This window comes from Thalassotalea euphylliae, assembly GCF_003390335.1.
GTDB classification, from domain to species: domain Bacteria; phylum Pseudomonadota; class Gammaproteobacteria; order Enterobacterales; family Alteromonadaceae; genus Thalassotalea_F; species Thalassotalea_F euphylliae_B.
The window spans coordinates 3,566,712-3,587,779 of record NZ_QUOU01000001.1 but is presented as its reverse complement, the minus strand read 5'-3'; the positions used below and the strand labels follow the sequence as shown (position 1 = coordinate 3,587,779).

Sequence of the window (21,068 nt, the reverse complement as noted above, 5' to 3'; positions counted from 1 at the left end):
GGTTACCATGGATAAAGTAAATGTCGGCCGCCATATTTCCGGTCAATTCAATGAAGATTTAGAAAATGTTATCAACCACGTGATGTCGATGGGCGGCTTGGTTGAAAAGCAATTGCAAGATTCAATCACGGCGATGATTGAAGCGGATGAAGAGCTTGCGAAAAGCGTGCTAAAAAATGATTACCAGATCAATGAATACGAAGTGAGCATTGACGAAGAATGTTCGCGTATTATCGCTAAGCGCCAGCCAGCAGCAGGTGATTTGCGCCTGATTATGGCGATCATTAAAACCATCACTGACTTAGAGCGTATTGGTGACGAGGCAGAAAAAATTGCTAATGTTGCCCAAGAAAGTTTCTCTAAAGAACAACGTGATTTGCTATTAAACCTAGAAAACTTAGGGAATAGCGTACTAAAAATGTTGCAAAAAACGTTGGATGCTTTCACTCGCATGGACTTTGATGCCGCAATGAAAGTACACCAGCGCGACAATAAGATTGATCGCGAGTACGAAGCCTTAATGCGTCAGTTGATGACTTATATGATGGAAGACCCGCGTTCAATTCCGCAGATTATGAGCGTTATTTGGTCAGCGCGTGCGTTAGAGCGTATTGGTGATCGCTGTCAGAACATTTGTGAATACATTATGTATTTCGTCAAAGGCAAAGTATTTCGTCACACCAGCCCTGAAGATATGAAAAACGTCTAACTCATTGTTTTTCAATATATCTTAAAAGAACTATAGTTAAAGTAGAAAAGGTACATAGTTTATGTACCTTTTTTTGTGTTTGATTTTAATTAAATTCATGACTGATTGGTCAACTAAAATGGTGGAATTAGTTGCAAATGGTGGGTTTTCAGCTAGAATCCGCGTCGAAAAATAAAACAGAGATTTGTATCCGGAACATAAAATTATGCCGAACAATTCAATACTAGGTGTATTTGCTAAATCACCAATTAAACCGCTGGAGAAACACATTCGCATCGTGAATAAGTGTGCTCGCCAGTTACATCCGTTTTTTGATGCGGTAAAGGCCAAGGATTGGGACCGAGCGGCGAAGGTGCGTAAAGAAATTTCGCAACTTGAAAAGGATGCTGACGCACTAAAAAGACAGTTACGCTTAGAGTTACCAGGTGGCTTATTTATGCCTGTTGACCGTGCTGACTTATTAGAGCTACTCACTCAACAAGATCGCATTGCCAACAAAGCAAAAGATATTTCTGGCCGTGTTATCGGTCGTGAATTGTCTATTCCCGCTGAATTAGAAAACGACTTTTTCAAATATTTAGCGCGTTGTTTAGATGCTATTGATATGGCTGCTGACGCGATCAATGAATTAGATGACTTACTTGAAACGGGCTTTAGAGGCCGTGAAGTCGATTTAGTTGAAAAAATGATCCACAAGCTTGATGAAATTGAGGACGACACAGACTCAATGCAAATTGGTTTGCGAACAGGACTGCTAGCGATCGAACAAGACTTAAACCCGATTGATGTGATGTTCCTTTATCAAATCATTGAGTGGGTCGGCGATCTAGCCGATTTAGCAGAGCGTGTTGGTGCTCGTTTAGAAATTTTATTAGCGAAAAACTAAGGTTAGTTTTAATGGACATTTTAGTAACACATGGCCCTATGCTGGTCATGATAGCCGCTGTTGTTGGCTTTTTTATGGCCTGGGGTATTGGTGCGAACGACGTAGCCAATGCTATGGGTACCTCTGTTGGCTCAAAAGCGTTAACAATTAAGCAAGCGATTATTATCGCGATGATTTTTGAATTTGCGGGGGCTTACTTAGCCGGTGGTGAAGTAACCTCGACAATTCGCAAGGGGATTATTGATCCTAGCTACTTTACCGATATTCCACACTTACTGGTTTACGGTATGATTTCTGCGCTATTAGCGGCCGCAACTTGGTTACTTGTTGCATCAGCACTAGGCTGGCCGGTATCAACAACTCACTCTATCGTCGGTGCCATCATTGGTTTCGCTGCGATTGGTGTGAGCATGGATACCGTTGTATGGGGCAAAGTGGGCGGTATTGTTGGTAGCTGGATTGTTACACCGTTATTGTCAGGTGTGATTGCTTTTATCATCTTTAACAGTGCTCAAAAACTGATTTTCGATACCGAACAACCACTTCGCCAAGCTAAGCGCTGGGTACCTTTATACATGTTCCTAGCGGGCTTCGTATTATCGCTAGTAACCATCAAAAAAGGCTTAAAGCACATTGGCTTAGACGTAGGTACTGTTGAAGGTTATGTCTATGCAATCGCCGTTGCGGCAATCGTTGCAATCGTGGGTAAATTCTTTATCGCACGCATTAAGTTTGACGAAACCGCTGACAAGCAAAGCCACTATGTGAATGTGGAAAAAGTATTTGCTGTGCTAATGGTTATTACTGCTTGTTGTATGGCATTTGCACACGGTTCAAACGATGTTGCTAACGCCATTGGTCCACTAGCGGCAGTTGTGAGTATTGTCGGTAACGAAGGTCAAATCGTTAAGAAAGCAGCGCTTGAGTGGTGGATTCTACCTTTAGGCGGTTTAGGTATTGTGGCTGGTCTTGCGATCTTTGGTCATCGCGTTATTGCGACTATCGGTAAAGGTATTACACACTTAACGCCAAGTCGTGGTTTCGCTGCTGAATTAGCGGCGGCATGTACGGTAGTTATCGCCTCTGGTACTGGCTTACCTATTTCGACAACACAAACATTAGTTGGTGCGGTATTAGGTGTTGGTATGGCACGTGGTATCGCAGCAATTAACTTAGGTGTGGTGCGCAACATTGTTGTTTCTTGGGTAATTACCCTACCAGTAGGTGCTGGTTTATCTATTGTGTTCTTCTGGATTTTATCTAGCTCGCTAGGCTAAAACCAAACACACTGAATTAAAAACCGCTTAGTCAGTTTACTGACTAAGCGGTTTTTTTCTGCCTGAAATAAGCCTCGCTTTCCCCGATACCAGAAAAAAATTAAAAATTTAAATTATTTTCAAACTTTTTATATGCTTACTTCTACCTTATTAAATAACAAAGCCAGTCACATCAAACAGGAAGATAAGTGTTCGAACGAAGCGATGAGTCGCTGATAAAGCAAGCACTCAAGGGAAAAAAGTCTGCGTGGGTGAGTTTAGTCAAGCGCTACGAACGTGGTATTTATAACTATGCCTATCGCATGGTCAATCACCCAGATGATGCCATGGATTTAATGCAGGATATTTTTATTGCTGTGTATCGCAATTTGAGTACATTTCGCGGCGATAGTCCATTTAAAGGCTGGCTGTTTAAAATTGCGCACTATCGCTGTATTGAATATTACCGCAAGAAAAAACCGCTGCAATCAATTGATGATGTCCCTGAGCAAACCGATGACAGCCAAGCGGCGTGTTTAGCTACGAGTCTCAGCCAAGGGCAAGACAATCAAGCGCTACATCAGGCCATGCAACGATTGAGCTTTAATCAGAAAATTATGGTGGAAATGAAGTTTTTTCAACAGTTCACCTTTGAGGAAATAGCGCAGCAGCTAGGTATTTCAACCAACACCGCCAAATCGCGGTTATACAGCGCGCTCGATAAATTGAAAGACTATTTGGAGGTGGAAGATGTCGCCGCATGACAAGTCCAACCACATTAAACAAGGGCAATTTGAAGACCAGCAATTTGCCCAATGGCTAGACAAAACTATGTCGTCAGAGCAAGCCGCTGAGTTTGAAAATAACCCGACCCACGAGCCAAGCATGAAACAACATATTGCCACGGCTAAATATGTTGAGTATTTAGCAAGTCAAGAAACGACGCGACCTGTGCCCCACTGGGATCGCGGTGCAGCGATGGAAGATGACACCGAACGTGCTCATAGTTGGTGGCAGTGGCGCGGATTACCTGTGCTTTCAATGGCGTTTTCGTGTTTCGCCATGGCACTTGTGTTGTTTAATGTTCAACTGAGTTTTAGTGACCAAGGCATGTTACTTACCTTTGGTACGACAAGCGCAGACCAAGAGGCACTTGACCAACAAGTCGACGAGCGCGTGGGCTTGCTCGTTGATGCCAAGCTCAATGAGTATAAGCAACAACAAGAACTTGCCTTGGCAAACTTTACTAATGTGTTAAGTGAGAAGCAGCAGCAAAGTAACTTGCAGCTTGCCAGCTATATTCTGGAAACATCCAGACAAGAGCGCAAAGAAGACATTAGCGACTTTATCCAGTTTGTGAACGCGCAGCGCAATGATGATGCGTTAGATCAGCGTATCCGCTTTCAACAATTGGAAGATGCGGTACTACAACAAGCCAACTTTATTAACCAATCAGCCACAATGCAGCCTGCTAACTGGGCTAATTAAGCGAGGAATTAACGATGAAAAAATTAGCAATGTTAGTGTCGGGTCTGTTAACGGTTAACCTAGCCAGCGCCGCAGAAGTTAACTATCAGCAGCTCCACAAACAATTAGATATCATGAGCAATATCATTGAGTCATCGGTGAGTGCAGGGAAGGGGAAACAAGCGATTAAGCTTTCGGGTATTGACAGCACATATTTGCAAAAGCAAGGGGTCATGTTTACGGTGCGCTCGAAAAGCAGTAGAGGCAGTTGGGGAAGTTATAACTTTCAAGTGTCTGCGCCGCCAGTACCGCCAGCCCCACCGGTGAACTTGTTGTCGGCTGAACAAATTGCTGATATCGAAGCGGTAGTCGAAGAAGTTACTGACGAGTACCCCAATATTGATGTTGAGCGAGAAGTTGCAAAAGCAATGGAGTCGGCGTCTCGCGCATATGAACGGGTTATCGAAATACATCGCGATGAGCGAGAAGTGTATCGTGATTTACGAGAAGAAGAGCGCGATATCATCTATGAGCTTAGAGATGTAGAGCGTGAGAATCGCGATGTGGAATTTCAAATTCGCCGTGCCGATAAAGAACAAAAAGCTGAGCTTAAAGCCAAGCAAAAGCAGTTGGAAAAGCAAAAGAAAGCCCTGCTTGAGAGCAAGGAAGCATTGGCCAAACGCGGACAAGAGTTTCGCGTAAAACAAGCGGAATCAGCGAAAAAATCTGAGCAAGCACGCACTAATTACTTCACGCAGTTAAGTACGGAAATTGCTGACACCTTATGTTTGTATGGCAATGGTTTAAAAGCCTTGCCCAAAGGTGAGTATGTTACGGTCGTGCTCAAATCGGGAGGTGATCGCGTTGGTCGCCACTATCAAGACAAAATTCATGTTTTCAGTAAACGAGACATCAACGGCTGTGCTATGGATAAAATAACAACGGCGCAATTATTGGAAAAGAGCAGCGCTTATCAGTTCTAATCTGAACTAATTCATCTAATCGATTGGTAAATCGTTTTAATTGTTACGCCGTTTGAATCGATAAGGTCTGTTAACAAAAATGCCACACAAAATAGTGTGGCATTTCTGGTTTCATGGTTTACTGCGGCTTAAAAACGCGCTTTCTTACCTTTACAGGTTTCATTAGAAGGCTTGTTTAATGCCATCTGACCATGCTCATTAACCGAATAACTGGGTGAGCTATGGGTAAATTTCGCAATGAGTTGCTGTAGCTTGTCATTGAGTACAGTCGCTAGCGTCAAAAAATCGTTTGTTTTTGGCGGCTTGGGTTTAAGCTCTGTTTCTGCGCCGATTCGTTTCATGCCAATGGGCACTCGTACAATTGGCACCTGTAGTAATGGCTTATCGAACCTTTGTGCAAATGCTGGCGTGTGAAATAAGGGGTCAGTCACGAGAAAAGTGGTACCGCTATTACTCAGTAGGTTTTGATGATGCTTGTGCTGGGGGAGGCTAGTTGGCGCGTATTTGATCGCAACTTGCTGGTAGACAACGTACTTTTCGGTTTGTGCTTTATTTTGTGCTTTGTCGTGTAATTGTTGAGCATGGTTAAGCGTAGGAGCTGCGTGTGACACGGCAAAACATAAACCAATCATACTTACCGCGGCTGCGCTAGTGATTCCTTTTAGTTTGGTGTTCATCATCTTATCCTCAAACCGAATGTTTAAAAGGCTCTGTTGTTACAACGCTTGTCTCAAAACCTCTATGCTCAAAAAGGCGCTTGTTTAAATGCTTTTGTTGCAAATGCCTTTGCTTTAAATAACCTGACTGTAAATAAATTGCACAATTTTACTATAAATTGTTACCAGCTATTGCGCGAGTGTAATGGGACGAATGGTCACTATACTGAGACAAGTCGCAAAGCACTCAATGTATGCTCAGCTTTAGGCGCTTATTCCTTAATTTTATCGACAGTGCTGTAAGGGTTAACGTAAGGGGTAACTATATCAAGCAAGTGACGAGCAAGTGACGTTACCACGCATTCGCTAACGCTTTATTCTCATTGTCCTTTTTGGATTGTGAAGGTGTAAATTAGTTCCTCAAATAGTGAGTAATTACACTGTGCTAACGCTTTTTAAGGTAGCGTGCTTTCGTTGTAACAAAACCCAAAGGAGCCACTGTAAGAGCTGGCTAGGTAACAAGCGATACAAATAAAAATACCGAGTAAATCACTCGGTATTTTCTAAAAAAACAGCGTTATTTTTTACGCGGATTTATGCACCTGACGGTAGTGATGTAGCAATGGTTCAGTGTAACCAGAAGGCTGAACATCACCTTTGAAGACTAAGTCACAAGCGGCTTTAAATGCGACGCTAGTGTCGAAGTTCTTTGCCATCGGCACATACAGAGGATCACTTTGGTTTTGTTGATCAACAACCTTAGCCATTTTCTGCATACTGGCCATCACTTGCGCTTGGGTGCAAATACTGTGCTTGAGCCAGTTAGCAATATGTTGACTGGAAATACGCAAGGTCGCGCGGTCTTCCATCAGACCAACATCGTTGATATCCAGTACCTTTGAACAACCAACACCTTGGTCAATCCAGCGAACAACATAGCCCAAGATGCCTTGTGCGTTGTTATCAAGCTCTTGGGTGATTTCTTCTTCACTCCAATCGGTTGACTCTGCTAGTGGAATTTTCAAAATATCGTCAATGTTAGCTGGTGTGCGCGTTTTCAGTGTTTGCTGAAGCTCTGCCACACTAATTTGATGATAGTGCAGGGCGTGAATGGTCGCTGCCGTTGGCGATGGCACCCAAGCGGTATTCGCGCCTGATTTAACATGGCCAATTTTCGCTTCGTACATGTCTTTCATATTGTCTGGTACTGGCCACATACCTTTACCAATCTGTGCGCGGCCATTTAGACCACACTGCAAACCGACATCGACATTATTTTGTTCGTAAGCACCAATCCACTGTGTCAGCTTGATATCATTCTTACGTGTCATTGGGCCAGCGAGCATTGAAGTGTGAATTTCATCGCCGGTTCTGTCTAAGAAGCCAGTGTTGATAAAGACAACGCGTGATTTTGCTTGGTAAATACAGTTTTTCAGGTTCAAGCTAGTTCGACGTTCTTCATCCATAATACCCATTTTGATGGTATTGGCGGGTAGTGACAGCATTTGCTCAACGCGTTCAAATAACTCGTTGGCAAACGCAACTTCTTCACTGCCGTGCATTTTAGGTTTGACGATATAGATAGAGCCTTCTTTAGAGTTTTGGCCCGAAAATTCACCTTGAATATCTAAGCTGCCGATGAGACTGGTAACTATGGCGTCTAAAATACCTTCTGGTACTTCTTGACCCTCTTTGTCGAGCACGGCATTGTTTGTCATTAAATGACCTACATTGCGGACAAACATGACACTGCGCGCTTTAACGCTAAGTGCTTGGCCGTCTGCACCTGTGAACTCCTTGTTTGGGTTCATGCTGCGGGTGATTGTTTTACCACCTTTGCTGATTTGCTCTGTTAAGTCACCTTTAATTAGCCCTAGCCAATTGCTGTATGCCAAGACTTTGTCAGCGGCGTCTACTGCGGCCACTGAATCTTCACAATCCATGATTGTGGTTAACGCCGACTCAAGTAATACGTCAGACAATTGTGCCTTGTCTTGCTGGGCGATCGGGCTTTGTTGATCAAAACACAATTCAATGAGCAACTCGTTATGCTTTAATAGATAGCTGTGATTGTCGCTTGAATGTTGTGCTTGGCCAACATAGGCATCTGGCGCTTGCAGTCTAACTTGCGCACCATCTGATAACGTCGCATGCAATGCACCGTCAACAATTTGATATTGGGTAACATCGCTGTGGCTACCTTGTGTAAGCGGTAGGCTTTCATCGAGAAAGTGCTTGGCAAATGCAATCACTTTAGCACCGCGCTTGGGATCATACCCTTTGGCTTGCTCGGCCTCTGCCGGAATAAGGTCTGAGCCATAAAGTGCATCGTATAAACTGCCCCAACGAGCGTTTACCGCATTGAGTGCAAAACGTGCATTCATAATGGGGACAACTAACTGCGGGCCGGCCATAGTGGCGAGCTCCGCATCAACCTTGTCGGTATCAACGGTAAAATCGGCGACTTGAGTCTCGATATAGCCTATGTCCGTTAGGAAGCTTTTGTAATCGGCAAATGTCTCAACGCTGTAATCGTTGTCTTGATGCCATTGGTCGATCTGCGATTGCAGTGCCTCGCGTTTGTCTAGCAGTGCTTTGTTGCGCGGCGCTAAGTCATGAATAATATTGGCAGCACCTTGCCAAAAGTTTGCTGATTCGTAAGTGGTTAAAGGTAATACTTGTTGTTCGATAAATTGGTAAAGTTCATTTGAAACTTGTAAACCAAATTGGGAAATACGTTCACTCATGGCGATTACATCACTTCTATTTATTGATGATAATAGAATCTATTCACTCAAGGTTATAATCGCAAGTGCTTAAATATAAATAATCTAAATATAATTGCTGGATTTTTACTGAGTAAATACTTAAAGGATATATAAAACAATGGTTTAAATTATTTTTTGTTGACCTTTATAACTTTTATTTTTGATTTTTATTTTTGCTATTGAATTAGGTTATATTTGATTGTTGTTAACATTTGAAGAAAAAGCACGATTGGGTTATGGCCACAATCGTACTTTCTTATGTGAAGTACTCTTTGTATTAGCTGTTGCTAATCAGTTTAGCAGTCCGCTGCGGCTTCCATGACCAATTGGCGGAACCAAATATGGCTGGCATCATGGTGTAGCAGTGGGCTCCAAATCATTTTGAGTTCGATGTCTGGTATGTCAAACGGCGGTTTGACAATCGTAAAGTTAGCATCGTCTTTGTGTAGCAGTGCAGCCTTGGTTGGTAAGGTGGCAATTAAATCGTCTTCATACGCCAATTGCATCGCAACGTGATAGTTACGGGTAAAGACTTTGATATCACGCTTTTTACCTAGACGAGACAAGGCTTCATCAACCCAGCCCAGCTTTTGCACGTCTTTAGGATCCATACCAACGCCGACACCAAAGCCGGTTTTCGACACCCAAACATGTTTTGAGGCTAAGTAGCTATTGAGGTTGAATTTGGCGACCACTTCATTATCTGCGCTCAGCAAGCAAGAGAAGCTATCGCGCCACACCGTTTTTTGGTGAAAGGATTGTGGCAGCTCGTCAAAGCGGTTAATGGCCATATCAATTTTGCCAGCTTCCACATCGTGGAAATTAACGTCACTCGGCGTCATGATATCCATAGTGACATTGGGTGCGATTTTATTAATTTTTTTCAAAAGCTTAGGTAACAAGGTTGAAGCGGCATAGTCACTTGCCATAATACGGAATACGCGTTGGCTATGCTCTTGATTAAAATCTTCTTCACCTTGCAGCGCTTCTTCTAATTCCAAAAGAATTTTTCGGATAACGGGAGACAGTGAGCGGGCGCGTTCAGTCGGCACCATACCATCAGACGTTCTCACTAAGATCGGATCGTTAAATAGATTGCGTAAACGCTTTAGGCCATTGCTCATGGCAGGTTGGGTGATATTTAGCTGACTCGCTGCTCGGGTCACGTTTTTCTCGCGCAACAGAACGTCTAAGTAGATAAGTAAATTTAGATCTATTTTAGAAATATTCACCAAATATATCCTTTGGGGTTTTGTTATTTATATTGAATATATTTGTCTTGTTTTCGTTTGTAAACACTTGATTGAAATCTAGTGCTATTCTTTTAAGGTATGCCTTAGGCTCTTCGAATCATGCTTGTGCATAGTTTATGTGAATGGTAGTGATAAAGTGTATAAATTATGTTGATTGGTTGTTGCTGGCATAGGATGGTTAACAAGCGTTAAGAATAACAATTAACGCAGTAAAGAATTTAACAGACAGAAGAGAAGGGTATACCTATGTCTAGCTACAATGAAAACATCGAGCAATTAGCAAGCTTAAAAGCAACTCAAAACCAAGGTTGGGACGCTATTAGCCCAGAGTATGCAGCGCGTATGCGTTTGCAAAACCAATTCAAAACTGGTTTAGACATTGCGAAATATACTGCGTCGATTATGCGCAAGGATATGGAAGCATATGACAAAGACCCTAGCCAGTACACTCAGTCATTAGGTTGTTGGCACGGTTTCATCGGTCAGCAAAAAATGATTTCGATTAAAAAGCACTTCGAAAACACTGATCGTCGCTACCTATACCTCTCTGGTTGGATGGTTGCAGCACTTCGCTCAGACTTCGGCCCATTACCTGATCAGTCAATGCATGAGAAAACTTCTGTAGCTGGTCTTATCGAAGAGCTTTACACCTTCTTACGTCAAGCAGATGCGCGTGAGTTAGGTGGTTTATTCCGCGAATTAGATGATGCTCGTGATGCCGGTGACAGCGCTAAAGCTGCTGAAATCCAAGACAAGATCGACAACCATGTAACGCATGTTGTGCCAATTATCGCTGATATCGATGCAGGCTTTGGTAACGCAGAAGCAACTTACTTACTTGCTAAGAAAATGATTGAAGCAGGCGCGTGTTGTATCCAAATCGAAAACCAAGTATCAGACGAGAAGCAATGTGGTCACCAAGACGGTAAAGTGACGGTGCCACACGAAGACTTCTTAGCAAAAATCCGCGCAGTCCGTTACGCATTCTTAGAGCTTGGTGTTGACGACGGTGTTATCGTTGCTCGTACTGACTCATTAGGTGCTGGCCTAACGAAGCAAATCGCATACACCACTGAGCCAGGCGATTTAGGCGACCAATACAACGCTTTCCTTGACTGTGAAGAAGTTGATGTAGCAGATATGGCGAACGGTGATGTTGTCATTAACCGTGGTGGCAAGCTACTTCGTCCTAAGCGTTTACCAAGTAACTTATTCCAATTCCGCCAAGGTACAGGTGAAGATCGCTGTGTACTTGACTGTATTACATCATTGCAAAACGGTGCAGACTTACTGTGGATTGAAACTGAGAAGCCACACGTTGGTCAAATCGGTGGCATGGTTAACCGCATTCGTGAAGTTGTGCCAAATGCGAAGCTTGTTTACAACAACTCGCCTTCATTCAACTGGACACTAAACTTCCGTCAGCAAGTATTCGATGCTTGGTCTGAAGAAGGTAAAGATGTATCAGCTTACGAGCGTGCTAACTTAATGAGTGCTGAGTACGACGAGAGCGAATTATCAGCAGCAGCGGATGAGAAAATCCGTACCTTCCAAGCTGATGCAGCACGTGAAGCAGGTATTTTCCACCACTTAATCACGCTTCCTACTTACCACACTGCGGCGTTATCTACGGATAACTTAGCGAAAGAGTACTTCGGTGAGCAAGGTATGCTAGGTTACGTGAAAGGTGTTCAGCGTAAAGAAATCCGCCAAGGTATTGCATGTGTTAAACACCAAAACATGGCCGGTTCTGACATCGGTGATGATCACAAAGAATACTTCGCTGGGGAAGCTGCATTAAAAGCTGGTGGTAAAGACAACACCATGAACCAGTTTGGCTAAGATAGTAGTATAGCTTAGGTAAAAGCCGTTTAGTCCCAACCCTAAACGGCTTTTTTATATCTAAAGGTTAGCGTTTTACTTTTACCTAGGTAGTCGTAAGCCTTTTATTTAGACAAGTAAGCTAACATAGTTTCCACATCACTCACTTCAAATGGGTCAGTAGGGCAGTTATCCATTTTGCCTGGCTCAACAAACATTTGCTTAATTTCGCCATCAACCACATGCATTGAGTAGCGCCATGAGCGATCACCAAAGCCAAGGTTCTCTTTCTTCACCAACATACCCATCAGGCGAGTAAAATCACCGTTGCCGTCAGGTAACATTTTTACGTTGTCAGCATTTAAACGCTTCGACCACTGGTACATAGTAAACGCGTCGTTGACGCTCAAGCAGTAAACATCGTCAACGCCGAGTGCTTGTAGTTTTTCGAAGTTTGCTTCATAACCCGGCAAGTGGGTGCTTGAACACGTTGGTGTAAAAGCACCCGGCAATGAAAAAATGACAACATTCTTGCCTTTGAAAATATCGTCTGTTGTTAAATCTTGCCAGCGAAATGGGTTCTCTCCACCAACAGCTTCATCACGTACACGGGTTTTAAAGGTCACTTGTGGGACAAGGTTACTCATTTTATTTTCCTTACTCTTTATTGAATTATTGCGATTGAAGTCTACCTTAACCATAGGAGAAATGTCATATCTTGCAATAGCCTATGTATATATGTGAGTACATAGCATGAATCATTATCCTGACCAATTGGAAAGTTTTTTTTGATAAAACTGTGAATAGTGATTATCATCTGCGCAAATTGCCATCGATTGGCATTTTATTCCAAAGGTTCAATGGTATTAATCACCATTGAGAACGTTTTCATCCGACAAGGATTAACGATGAATTTAAAAAATAAACTCACGCTCATTTTTTTAATAGTGGCGTTAATTCCCGCGTTAACCATCAGTTTTATCGCGATTTACATTTCAACAGGCTCACTAGAGCAACAAGGTTTTGCGCAATTAATCTCGGTTAGAGATATCAAAAAGTCACAAATAACCAGTTACTTTGGTGAACGCAAAGGAGACATCGAGGTGCTGGCAATGAATGTTGTTAAGCTACTTGATAAACCCAATCAAACGCTTAGTGACGTCGCCCATAGCTATCAAGATTACTTCGCGCGCTTTATCGAAGCTTATGGCTACTATGATCTCTTTCTGATTAACCAAAGCGGTGACGTGTTTTATACCGTTACTCGAGAAGTGGATTATCAAAGTAACTTAATCAGCGGACCGTATGCCAACTCCGGCTTGGGACGCGTATTTAAGAGCAGTTTGAATAACCAAATCTTTGCGATGGAAGACTTTAGTCGTTACGCACCGAGTAATGACGAGCCTGCCAGCTTTATTAGTTTGCCCGTTGAAGTTGCCGGTGAACGACTGATTATTGCCTTGCAACTATCGATTGAGAGTATTAACAACATAATGCAGCAGCGTTCAGGTATGGGAGAAACGGGCGAAAGTTATCTCGTGGGGAGCGACTTACTGATGCGCTCTGACTCATATCTTGATCCTAAGGGGCATACGGTAAAGGCCTCTTTTGCCGGTAATGTTACCAATAATGGTGTTGATACCATCGCCGCTAATTTAGCCATTGCAGGTGAAACTGGCGCGCAAGAAATTATCGATTACAACGGTAACCCTGTACTTTCCGCTTATACGCCAATTGATGTGCACGGTATTCGCTGGGCGCTATTATCAGAGATTGATGTCGCTGAAGCATTTGAAGCTGTCGATCAGTTATACATGAATATTGCGCTCTTGGTTTCGGTTTGTGTTGCGGTCGTTATCGCGGTTGCATTTTATATTGCGCGAACAATCACTCGCCCACTCGGTGGTGAGCCAGAAGACATGATGGTCATTGCCAATACCATTGCCGATGGTGACTTAACCATGGAGTTTGAACAGACAAACTCAACAAGTGGCGTATACCAAGCTATGTACAAGATGTCTGAACGCTTAAAAGCAATGATCAGCGATATTATTGACGATAGTAATATGCTGGCAAGCTCCTCAGAAGAGTGCAGCGCTGCCAGTATGGATACCTCGAGAAACTTGGGGGAGCAGCAACAAAACATCGAGCAACTCGCTACTGCGATCCAAGAAATGTCGGCGAGTATCAATAACGTTGCTGAGAATGCTTCGCAAGTGGCGAGTTCAGTGCAAACAGCGCAGCAACAGTCGGCTAGTTCTAATCAACAGTTGCAGCACACGATTACTGATATTAACCAGTTGGATAAAGAAATTGGCGAAGCACATGATGTCATCATCGCACTTGAACAAGAATCGCATAGTATTAGTGCCGTTTTAGAGGTTATTCGCGGTATTGCTGAGCAGACGAACTTACTGGCGCTCAATGCGGCAATTGAGGCGGCGAGAGCCGGTGAGCAAGGGCGAGGGTTTGCCGTCGTCGCTGACGAAGTGCGAACCTTGGCCGAAAAAACACAAGAGTCGACTAAGAGTATCGAAGAGATGATCAGTAACTTACAGACCTCATCTCAACAGGCAGTAACGGTCATGGCGGCAAGCCACGAGACTGCGGACAACACCTTGAAAAATGCCAATTTGACGGGTGAAGCCATTAATACGATTCACCAAGAGATTGACAGTATTTTGGAAAAGGCTGAGCTTATTGCCAGTGCTGTTGAGCAACAAGCGGGTGTTTGTGAAGAGATAAACCAAAACATTACAGCAATCAATGATGTCGCTTATCAAAATTCGGCAAGTGCTAACCAAGTTACTGCCGCAAGCCAAAACATCAGTGAAATAGCGGTGCAGCTCAACCAATTAAGCTTACAGTTTAAAGTGTAGTCGAGCTTTTGTCACAATCCTATGGCTGTCAACGTGGAGGCTTTATCGCTATTTCTTTGATAAATAAGTAAATAGCTAGCTACGCAGGGGCGCATAGTCAAACGACATAAAAAAGCTGGATGCAAAACATCCAGCTTTTTACTTTTATAATGACTCGTACTGACAACAGTGCGACTAGAAACTGTATACCAGCGTGATGGCCGTTTCTGTGTCGGTTTTGTCTTTACCTTCATCGACCTCGGTATTGTGGTCAACTATAAACGAAAACTTCATTGCTAAGGTTTCAATTAACTTTGTCGTAATTGACGTTTCGGCGCGGTAAACGCTGTTTTCATCACTGCCAAATGCTTGTGAAGCTCGCAAAATTTGCTTGAACTCAACATGCTCATTGATTTGACGTTTGTACAACGCTTGTGCCTGCACGATGAAAGAGTCTTCGTTTTCAGAAGATTGTGTGTCTGTTGCACGCAGACGATCACGCTTAAAACCGGGGCCTATATCAGCAAAAAGCGATGCTTTTTCTGTTTCATACCACTTTTTACCCCAACCCGCAGATACCGTACCTTGGTATTCAAAGCTACTAAAGCGGTCGTCAATATAGCCAACGCTGCCGTACATATAGTTGTTACCGTCAGCTTCCATGGCATAGTTAGTTTGAGCGTTAATATTGAGTTTTTGATCGCTGGTTTCAAAATCCTCGTCAGTGTTGCCTTGATCATCGACTACATCGACTTCCGTCTTGCGGTATAGCAAGTTCGCTTTGACCAAACTTGTCCACTTGTCGTACTTATGCTCAAAATCAAAAGCCGTTTTAACATCGCCACTTTTGCTATTACCGGTTTTAAATAGAAAACCGAATTCTGCGGATGCTTTATATTCGTTTTCTGGGCTTTTGGGTTGCTCTTCTGCATAAAGTGCATTGGAAAAAACTGCACTGCCTAATGCAATGGCAACTAGTTTAACTTTCATTTTGGTCCTCTTTATTCATGTGTAAGGCTACTTGTGGGTAAGGAATTTCGATATTTGCCTGATCTAGGGCGACTTTAATGTTTTCCATCAAATCGAAGTAAGTTGGCCAGTAATTCGCAGATTTAACCCAAGGGCGAACGACAATATTAACAGCACTATCTGCCAGCTCTGAAACGCCTATGGTGACGGCAGGGTCTTTGAGCACACGCTCGTCGGCCGCGACTACATCTGCGAGCACTTTTCGTGCATCAGCTAGATTAGCGTCATAGCTAACGCCAATGACTAAATCAATGCGGCGAGTCGGTTTGGTTGAGTAATTAGTAATGGTACCACTGGTGATAGCCCCGTTGGGAATAATTACGGTCTTGTTATCACCGGTTCTCAATTTGGTAGAGAAAATAAGTATTTCTTCAACAATGCCTGCAACGCCACCCACTTCAACAAAATCGCCCGCTTTAAATGGTCTAAAGCTAATTAATAACACGCCTGATGCAAAATTAGAGAGTGAGCCTTGCAGTGCTAGGCCTACCGCTAAACCGGCGGCACCAACAATGGCAACAAGTGATGAGGTATTAAAGCCTAAATGGGAGATAGCGATGATAAAGACAATCGCAATGCCAATGCCATAAACAAGGCTGGCAACGAACGAAATAACCGCTTGGTCGACCGATTTATGTTCGAGGATCTTGCTCACCCCTTTACTCACAAGGCGAGCAACGAGTTTACCGACGATTAGAATGACAATAGCGACAACGAGCTTAATGCCAAAACTGATCATTAGTTCTTGATTATTGGTGATCCAGTTAGTGATACTTTCCATAACTTTGCTCCATTTTTATTATTGGTGAATTATATCCAAGTATTACTGCCAAACCCATGATAATAGTCTGGTTTGTAAAAGGGTAGTATAAAAAATGAGCTTACAGGTGTGTTAACGATTAAAACAGGCTATTTCTGGCAGAAAAAGTCGCTGTTTTGAGTGCTGGACTTATTTGAATTTAATAGCGCCCGATAAATGACTGAAACAAAAATGCCACCGATTCAGGTGGCATTTGCAACAAAGCTAATTAGGGTAACTTTAGCTTTACTTTAGATTATGTAATAGATGCTTGGTAGATGCTTTCGATACCTTGATCTAATTGTGTCGTGAACTCTTCGTCAGAGTGCTTGGCACTTAAACCTTCAGTTAATGCGCGTGAGAAACTGGCGATCATGCCTGCGTTTTCACTCACTTTTTGGTTTGCTTCTTCACGAGCGTAGCCACCGCTTAACGCCACAACTTTCACCACGTTTTTATGGGCAACACAGTCAGCGTAGAAATTTGCCGCTGAAGGTAGAGTGAGCTTTAACATCACTAGTTCATCATCAGCTAGGGCATTTAAGTGTTTGATTAGCTCATCACGCAATAGCGCTTCTGCTTCCGCTTTTTGTGGGCTGTTAATATCAACTTCTGGCTCGATGATTGGGACTAAGCCTTTCGCGATAATTTGTTTAGCAACGGCAAATTGCTGTTCTACCACAGCAGCAATACCTTGCGCATTAGCCATTTTGATCACCGAGCGCATTTTGGTACCAAACACGTTTTGCGCAACTGCTTTGTCTAACAGTGCGTCTAGCTCAGGCATTGGCTTCATCACTTGTACATCTTGTGCTTCGTCAGCTAAACCTTTGTCAACCTTCAAAAAAGGCACAACATTTTTTTCTTGCCACAAGTATTGTGCACTCGGCATACCCTCGATTTCACGATCTAAGGTGTTTTCAAACAAAATTGCGCCTAAAACACGCTCACCAGTAAATGCTGAGTTAGTGATAATGCGAGTACGCATTTGATGCACCATATCAAACATTTGCTCATCATTGCTGTATTCGTTTTCTTCAACACCATAAAGCTTTAAGGCTTTTGGCGTACTGCCGCCACTTTGATCAAGTGCTGCAATAAAGCCAGGTTGAGAGGTTACTTTCGTTAACATAGCGTTTTGTTCAGCTGAACGCTTAATTTCAGACATGGGGTGTGCTCCGTATTAATTGTGTTTTTCGTAAAGGCGGTTTTCCGCTCTTATTATTCCGCTTTTAATTGCATAATTCTCTAATCTAACTCAATGTTTTTGGTAGAGATGTGGGAAAGGCAAACCTTTGGGGTTGCTTCCTATAAATAATCGGCAAATTATAACAATAGAAATTTACAAATAGCAGTCATTAATATAGATAATTGTGTTGTCCAATAATGGCTGGCGCAGGTATGGACAAATTTTAGCTCGCATCTAATGTTCAAGATGAATGTAAGCAAATAATTCTAGTTAGCTTGCTAAGTCCTTCTTTAAGTATAAATAGGTTGGGGACAGTAAAATCGTAACTATCACTGCCATAATGCTCGCATGAGTAATCATTTCATACGTATCATAACCGTTGGCTCTATTGAGGTACTCATAGTACAAAGCGAGAGTATTGGACGCGATATAGATTGTAATGACTGACTGCCATAGGCGCCTGAAAGGAAGATATTTTCGTTCGAATGCATAGCAAAAAGATGATATTAGAATCATTAGCTCACTAAGTAAAAGTAAGCTAGATACTATTGCTGGGTGAGTTGGAGCAATAATGTCGGGTACAGTTATTGAGTCATAAATAGAAGTGGCCATAAACACACAGATGACTAAAAAAAATAATTTCCACTTTAGCCTATGTATGTTCATGCTTACCACCAGTAGCCGAAAGGAATATTGTCTGGATCTTTCGGTAATTGTCTCCAGCCATCCTGATTTTCAATATATTTACGCTTAAAGTTACTTCTTTTGGCACCTAGTGGCGCTAATGCTGCGAGTACATTCAGTAATTGACTAAATTCTTTAGAAGTTCGACCGTACTTTCCATGCATGGTGGCCAACGTGGGGTATACTGAGCGATAAATTTTATTTGCGTCTTGCTCGTTTTTTACGAATTCTTTATAGAGGAGATTTGCCGCAGCATAGATTTTTGCGGCAATGCCTCCGTAACGCTTTAATGCGGTAGGGATCATTCTTACCTTTCCTTGGTTAGTTAAAATACGTTCCTAGCAACAGTATATGCACTAGCCCTCTACGTTGTAAACTAAAGTAAACAATTCAGCCTAGTACAAGGTAGAGCCTAGTGCATCAGCCCAACATAAATTAACTCTTAGCGCGCTCTTCTAAAATAGCAACGGCAGGTAGCTTCTTCCCTTCAAGGAATTCCAAAAATGCGCCACCACCTGTAGAAATATAGGATACTTTGTCTGCAATATTATACTTATCTACCGCCGCTAAGGTATCACCACCACCTGCAATGGAAAAGGCGTTGCTTTCAGCAATTGCATTGGCAATGGTTTTCGTTCCTTCGCCAAATTGGTCAAATTCAAATACGCCAACGGGGCCATTCCAAACAATGGTGCCCGCAGATTTTAGTAATTCAGCAAGTGCACTTGCTGAGTCTGGGCCAATATCGAAGATCATATCAGTATCAGCCACTTCAGATACAGGCTTTAATGTCGCGACTGCATCTTCTGAAAACTCGCTGCCAACCACAACATCTGTCGGTACTGGAATATCGCCGTTATTGGCCTGTGCTTCGCTAGTTAAGCGCTTCGCTTCGTCGATTAGGTCGTTTTCAACGAGAGATTTACCTACTTGGTGGCCCGCCGCTGCGATAAAGGTATTGGCGATACCGCCACCAACAACAAGTTGGTCAACTACTTTAGACAGTGAATCTAACACGGTTAATTTGGTTGATACTTTTGAACCACCAACGATGGCAACTAGCGGACGAGCCGGGTTATCGAGTGCTTTTCCGAGCGCTTCAAGTTCACCTGCTAATAAGGGACCTGCACAGGCAACAGGTGCGAACTTGGCAACACCGTGTGTACTTGCTTGCGCGCGGTGTGCGGTGCCAAAGGCATCCATGACATAAATATCGCATAGCGCGGCTAATTGTTTTGCAAGCGCGTCATCGTTTTTCTTCTCGCCAACATTGAATCGAATATTTTCAAAGACGACCAGCTCACCAGCGTCTAGTTCAACGCCATCCAAGTAATCTTTCACTAAACGAACAGGGCGCTCAAGCGCTGCTGCCAGGTAATCGACAACAGGTTGTAGTGAAAAGGCTTCATCGTATTCGCCTTCTGTGGGGCGGCCTAAGTGAGACATCACCATCACTTTTGCACCAGCGTCTAAAGCTAATTTAAGTGTGGGTAAGGCAGCTCTTAAACGGGCATCAGACGTAATTTTACCGTCCTTGACTGGTACGTTCAGATCTTCGCGGATCAAAACGCGTTTATCTTTTAGTGTTAATTCACTCATTTTGATGACTGACATTATAAGCTCCAGCTTGTGTTTATCTTTGTAATCGTTAACTTGTTGTATGTTTTATTTAATCAATTTTGCCATTTCGCTAGCGGTGTCTAGCATACGGTTGGCAAATCCCCATTCGTTGTCACACCACACCAACATTTTCACTAAGCGCTTATGGCTGACGCGTGTTTGTGTGCCGTCGACAATGCACGAGTGTGGATCGTGATTAAAATCAACGGAAACAAGTGGCTCTTGGGTATAGCCCAAAATACCTGCCAAACCATTTTGCTGTGCGGCCATAATTGCTTGGTTGATATCATCAATACTCACATCGGTATTGACGGTAACACTCAAATCCATTGCGGTAACATTGATAGTGGGAACGCGCACGGCAATTGCTTCAAAACGGCCTTTTAGCTCAGGCAAAATACGCTCAATACCCAAGGCTAGCTTGGTATCAACGGGAATGATTGATTGGCTTGCCGCCCTTGTTCGGCGCAAGTCTGGGTGGTATGCGTCGATAACTTGCTGGTCGTGCATTGACGAATGAATTGTTGTAATCGCGCCACTTTCAACGCCAAAGGCGTCGTCGAGTACCTTAATCACCGGAACAATACAGTTAGTTGTGCAAGAGCCGTTAGAAACCACATTGTCACTCGCAATTAATTGCTGGTGGTTAATACCGTAGATAATCGTTTGGTCAATATCGTGACTGGCAGGATGCGAGTAAAGTACTTTTTTCGCACCTTGTGCAATATGTTGTTGGCCATGTGCTTGGCTATCAAACTTCCCTGTACAATCAAGCACGATATCAATTTGTTGTGTTTGCCACGTGAGCTTTGCGAGATCGGCCTCGTGGCTAATCGCTATTTTACTACCAGCGACAATTAAATTGTCACCTTCGTAATTGACAGCAAAAGGAAAGCGGCCGTGAGTTGTGTCGTATTTTAGTAGATGGGCGATACCTTTGGCATCGGCTAGTTCATTTATCGCAACTAAATTCAGTTGCGATTGGCGGCCCGTTTCAAAGAGGGCGCGTGCGACGCTTCGGCCTATGCGGCCAAAACCGTTAATCGCAATATTTATCGGCATAGCTTATCGACATGTGTTAATGACGTAG

General features: G+C 43.1%; 18 protein-coding genes. 8 read left to right on the top strand and 10 right to left on the bottom strand.

Going from position 1 to position 21,068, the window contains the following annotated elements:
- Positions 1 to 7: 7 nt before the first annotated feature.
- The 6 genes from phoU to DXX93_RS15765 all read left to right on the top strand — a co-directional run bounded on the left by phoU (position 8) and on the right by DXX93_RS15765 (position 5,301).
- Positions 8 to 709 carry a phosphate signaling complex protein PhoU gene (gene phoU / locus DXX93_RS15790; RefSeq protein WP_116008939.1) on the top strand — a complete coding sequence of 234 codons (702 nt, stop codon included), beginning with the start codon at positions 8 to 10 and terminating at the stop codon, positions 707 to 709.
- 205 nt (positions 710 to 914) lie between these two features.
- Complete coding sequence (locus tag DXX93_RS15785) at positions 915 to 1,595, top strand: TIGR00153 family protein (protein WP_116008938.1); 681 nt, start codon at positions 915 to 917, stop codon at positions 1,593 to 1,595.
- 11 nt (positions 1,596 to 1,606) lie between these two features.
- Positions 1,607 to 2,872, top strand: a complete 1,266-nt coding sequence (locus DXX93_RS15780) for an inorganic phosphate transporter (protein WP_116008937.1) — start codon at positions 1,607 to 1,609, stop codon at positions 2,870 to 2,872.
- A gap of 188 nt (positions 2,873 to 3,060) precedes the next feature.
- A complete protein-coding gene (locus DXX93_RS15775; RefSeq protein ID WP_116008936.1) occupies positions 3,061 to 3,615 on the top strand; it encodes an RNA polymerase sigma factor in 555 nt (184 codons plus the stop codon).
- Entirely contained in the window at positions 3,602 to 4,339 is a 738-nt protein-coding gene (locus DXX93_RS15770; RefSeq protein ID WP_116008935.1) for a hypothetical protein, read from the top strand. The genes DXX93_RS15775 and DXX93_RS15770 overlap by 14 nt, the downstream gene beginning before the upstream one ends.
- A gap of 14 nt (positions 4,340 to 4,353) precedes the next feature.
- Positions 4,354 to 5,301, top strand: coding sequence for a hypothetical protein (locus DXX93_RS15765; protein WP_116008934.1), 948 nt, complete (start codon positions 4,354 to 4,356; stop codon positions 5,299 to 5,301).
- Between the two features lie 128 nt (positions 5,302 to 5,429).
- Here the strand turns inward: DXX93_RS15765 and DXX93_RS15760 are convergent, their stop codons facing one another.
- From DXX93_RS15760 to DXX93_RS15750, 3 genes are all read right to left on the bottom strand, one after another.
- Positions 5,430 to 5,978: a hypothetical protein gene (locus DXX93_RS15760; RefSeq protein ID WP_116008933.1), complete on the bottom strand. Its 549-nt coding sequence runs from the start codon at positions 5,976 to 5,978 to the stop codon at positions 5,430 to 5,432.
- Positions 5,979 to 6,541: 563 nt separating this feature from the next.
- Positions 6,542 to 8,704, bottom strand: coding sequence for a malate synthase G (locus tag DXX93_RS15755; RefSeq protein WP_116008932.1), 2,163 nt, complete (start codon positions 8,702 to 8,704; stop codon positions 6,542 to 6,544).
- 317 nt (positions 8,705 to 9,021) lie between these two features.
- Positions 9,022 to 9,957: a LysR family transcriptional regulator gene (locus DXX93_RS15750; RefSeq protein WP_116008931.1), complete on the bottom strand. Its 936-nt coding sequence runs from the start codon at positions 9,955 to 9,957 to the stop codon at positions 9,022 to 9,024.
- Positions 9,958 to 10,224: 267 nt separating this feature from the next.
- On the opposite strand from DXX93_RS15750, the gene DXX93_RS15745 reads away from it, so the two are divergent.
- Positions 10,225 to 11,820 carry an isocitrate lyase gene (locus DXX93_RS15745; protein WP_116008930.1) on the top strand — a complete coding sequence of 532 codons (1,596 nt, stop codon included), beginning with the start codon at positions 10,225 to 10,227 and terminating at the stop codon, positions 11,818 to 11,820.
- A 104-nt stretch (positions 11,821 to 11,924) separates the two neighbouring features.
- Here DXX93_RS15745 and DXX93_RS15740 read toward each other — a convergent pair whose 3' ends face one another.
- Positions 11,925 to 12,446, bottom strand: a complete 522-nt coding sequence (locus tag DXX93_RS15740) for a peroxiredoxin (protein ID WP_116008929.1) — start codon at positions 12,444 to 12,446, stop codon at positions 11,925 to 11,927.
- Between the two features lie 261 nt (positions 12,447 to 12,707).
- On the opposite strand from DXX93_RS15740, the gene DXX93_RS15735 reads away from it, so the two are divergent.
- Positions 12,708 to 14,678: a methyl-accepting chemotaxis protein gene (locus tag DXX93_RS15735; protein ID WP_116008928.1), complete on the top strand. Its 1,971-nt coding sequence runs from the start codon at positions 12,708 to 12,710 to the stop codon at positions 14,676 to 14,678.
- 174 nt (positions 14,679 to 14,852) lie between these two features.
- On the opposite strand, the gene DXX93_RS15730 is transcribed toward DXX93_RS15735, so the two are convergent.
- The 6 genes from DXX93_RS15730 to epd all read right to left on the bottom strand — a co-directional run bounded on the left by DXX93_RS15730 (position 14,853) and on the right by epd (position 21,040).
- Positions 14,853 to 15,647, bottom strand: coding sequence for a DUF481 domain-containing protein (locus DXX93_RS15730; RefSeq protein WP_116008927.1), 795 nt, complete (start codon positions 15,645 to 15,647; stop codon positions 14,853 to 14,855).
- A complete protein-coding gene (locus DXX93_RS15725) occupies positions 15,637 to 16,467 on the bottom strand; it encodes a mechanosensitive ion channel family protein (RefSeq protein WP_116008926.1) in 831 nt (276 codons plus the stop codon). Before DXX93_RS15725 ends, DXX93_RS15730 begins: the two co-directional genes overlap by 11 nt.
- A gap of 274 nt (positions 16,468 to 16,741) precedes the next feature.
- Positions 16,742 to 17,653 carry a fructose bisphosphate aldolase gene (locus tag DXX93_RS15720; RefSeq protein ID WP_116008925.1) on the bottom strand — a complete coding sequence of 304 codons (912 nt, stop codon included), beginning with the start codon at positions 17,651 to 17,653 and terminating at the stop codon, positions 16,742 to 16,744.
- Between the two features lie 689 nt (positions 17,654 to 18,342).
- Positions 18,343 to 18,663, bottom strand: coding sequence for a hypothetical protein (locus DXX93_RS15715; RefSeq protein WP_116008924.1), 321 nt, complete (start codon positions 18,661 to 18,663; stop codon positions 18,343 to 18,345).
- A 130-nt stretch (positions 18,664 to 18,793) separates the two neighbouring features.
- Positions 18,794 to 19,972, bottom strand: coding sequence for a phosphoglycerate kinase (locus tag DXX93_RS15710; RefSeq protein WP_116008923.1), 1,179 nt, complete (start codon positions 19,970 to 19,972; stop codon positions 18,794 to 18,796).
- A 51-nt stretch (positions 19,973 to 20,023) separates the two neighbouring features.
- Entirely contained in the window at positions 20,024 to 21,040 is a 1,017-nt protein-coding gene (epd, locus tag DXX93_RS15705) for an erythrose-4-phosphate dehydrogenase (protein ID WP_116008922.1), read from the bottom strand.
- Positions 21,041 to 21,068 lie beyond the last annotated feature (28 nt).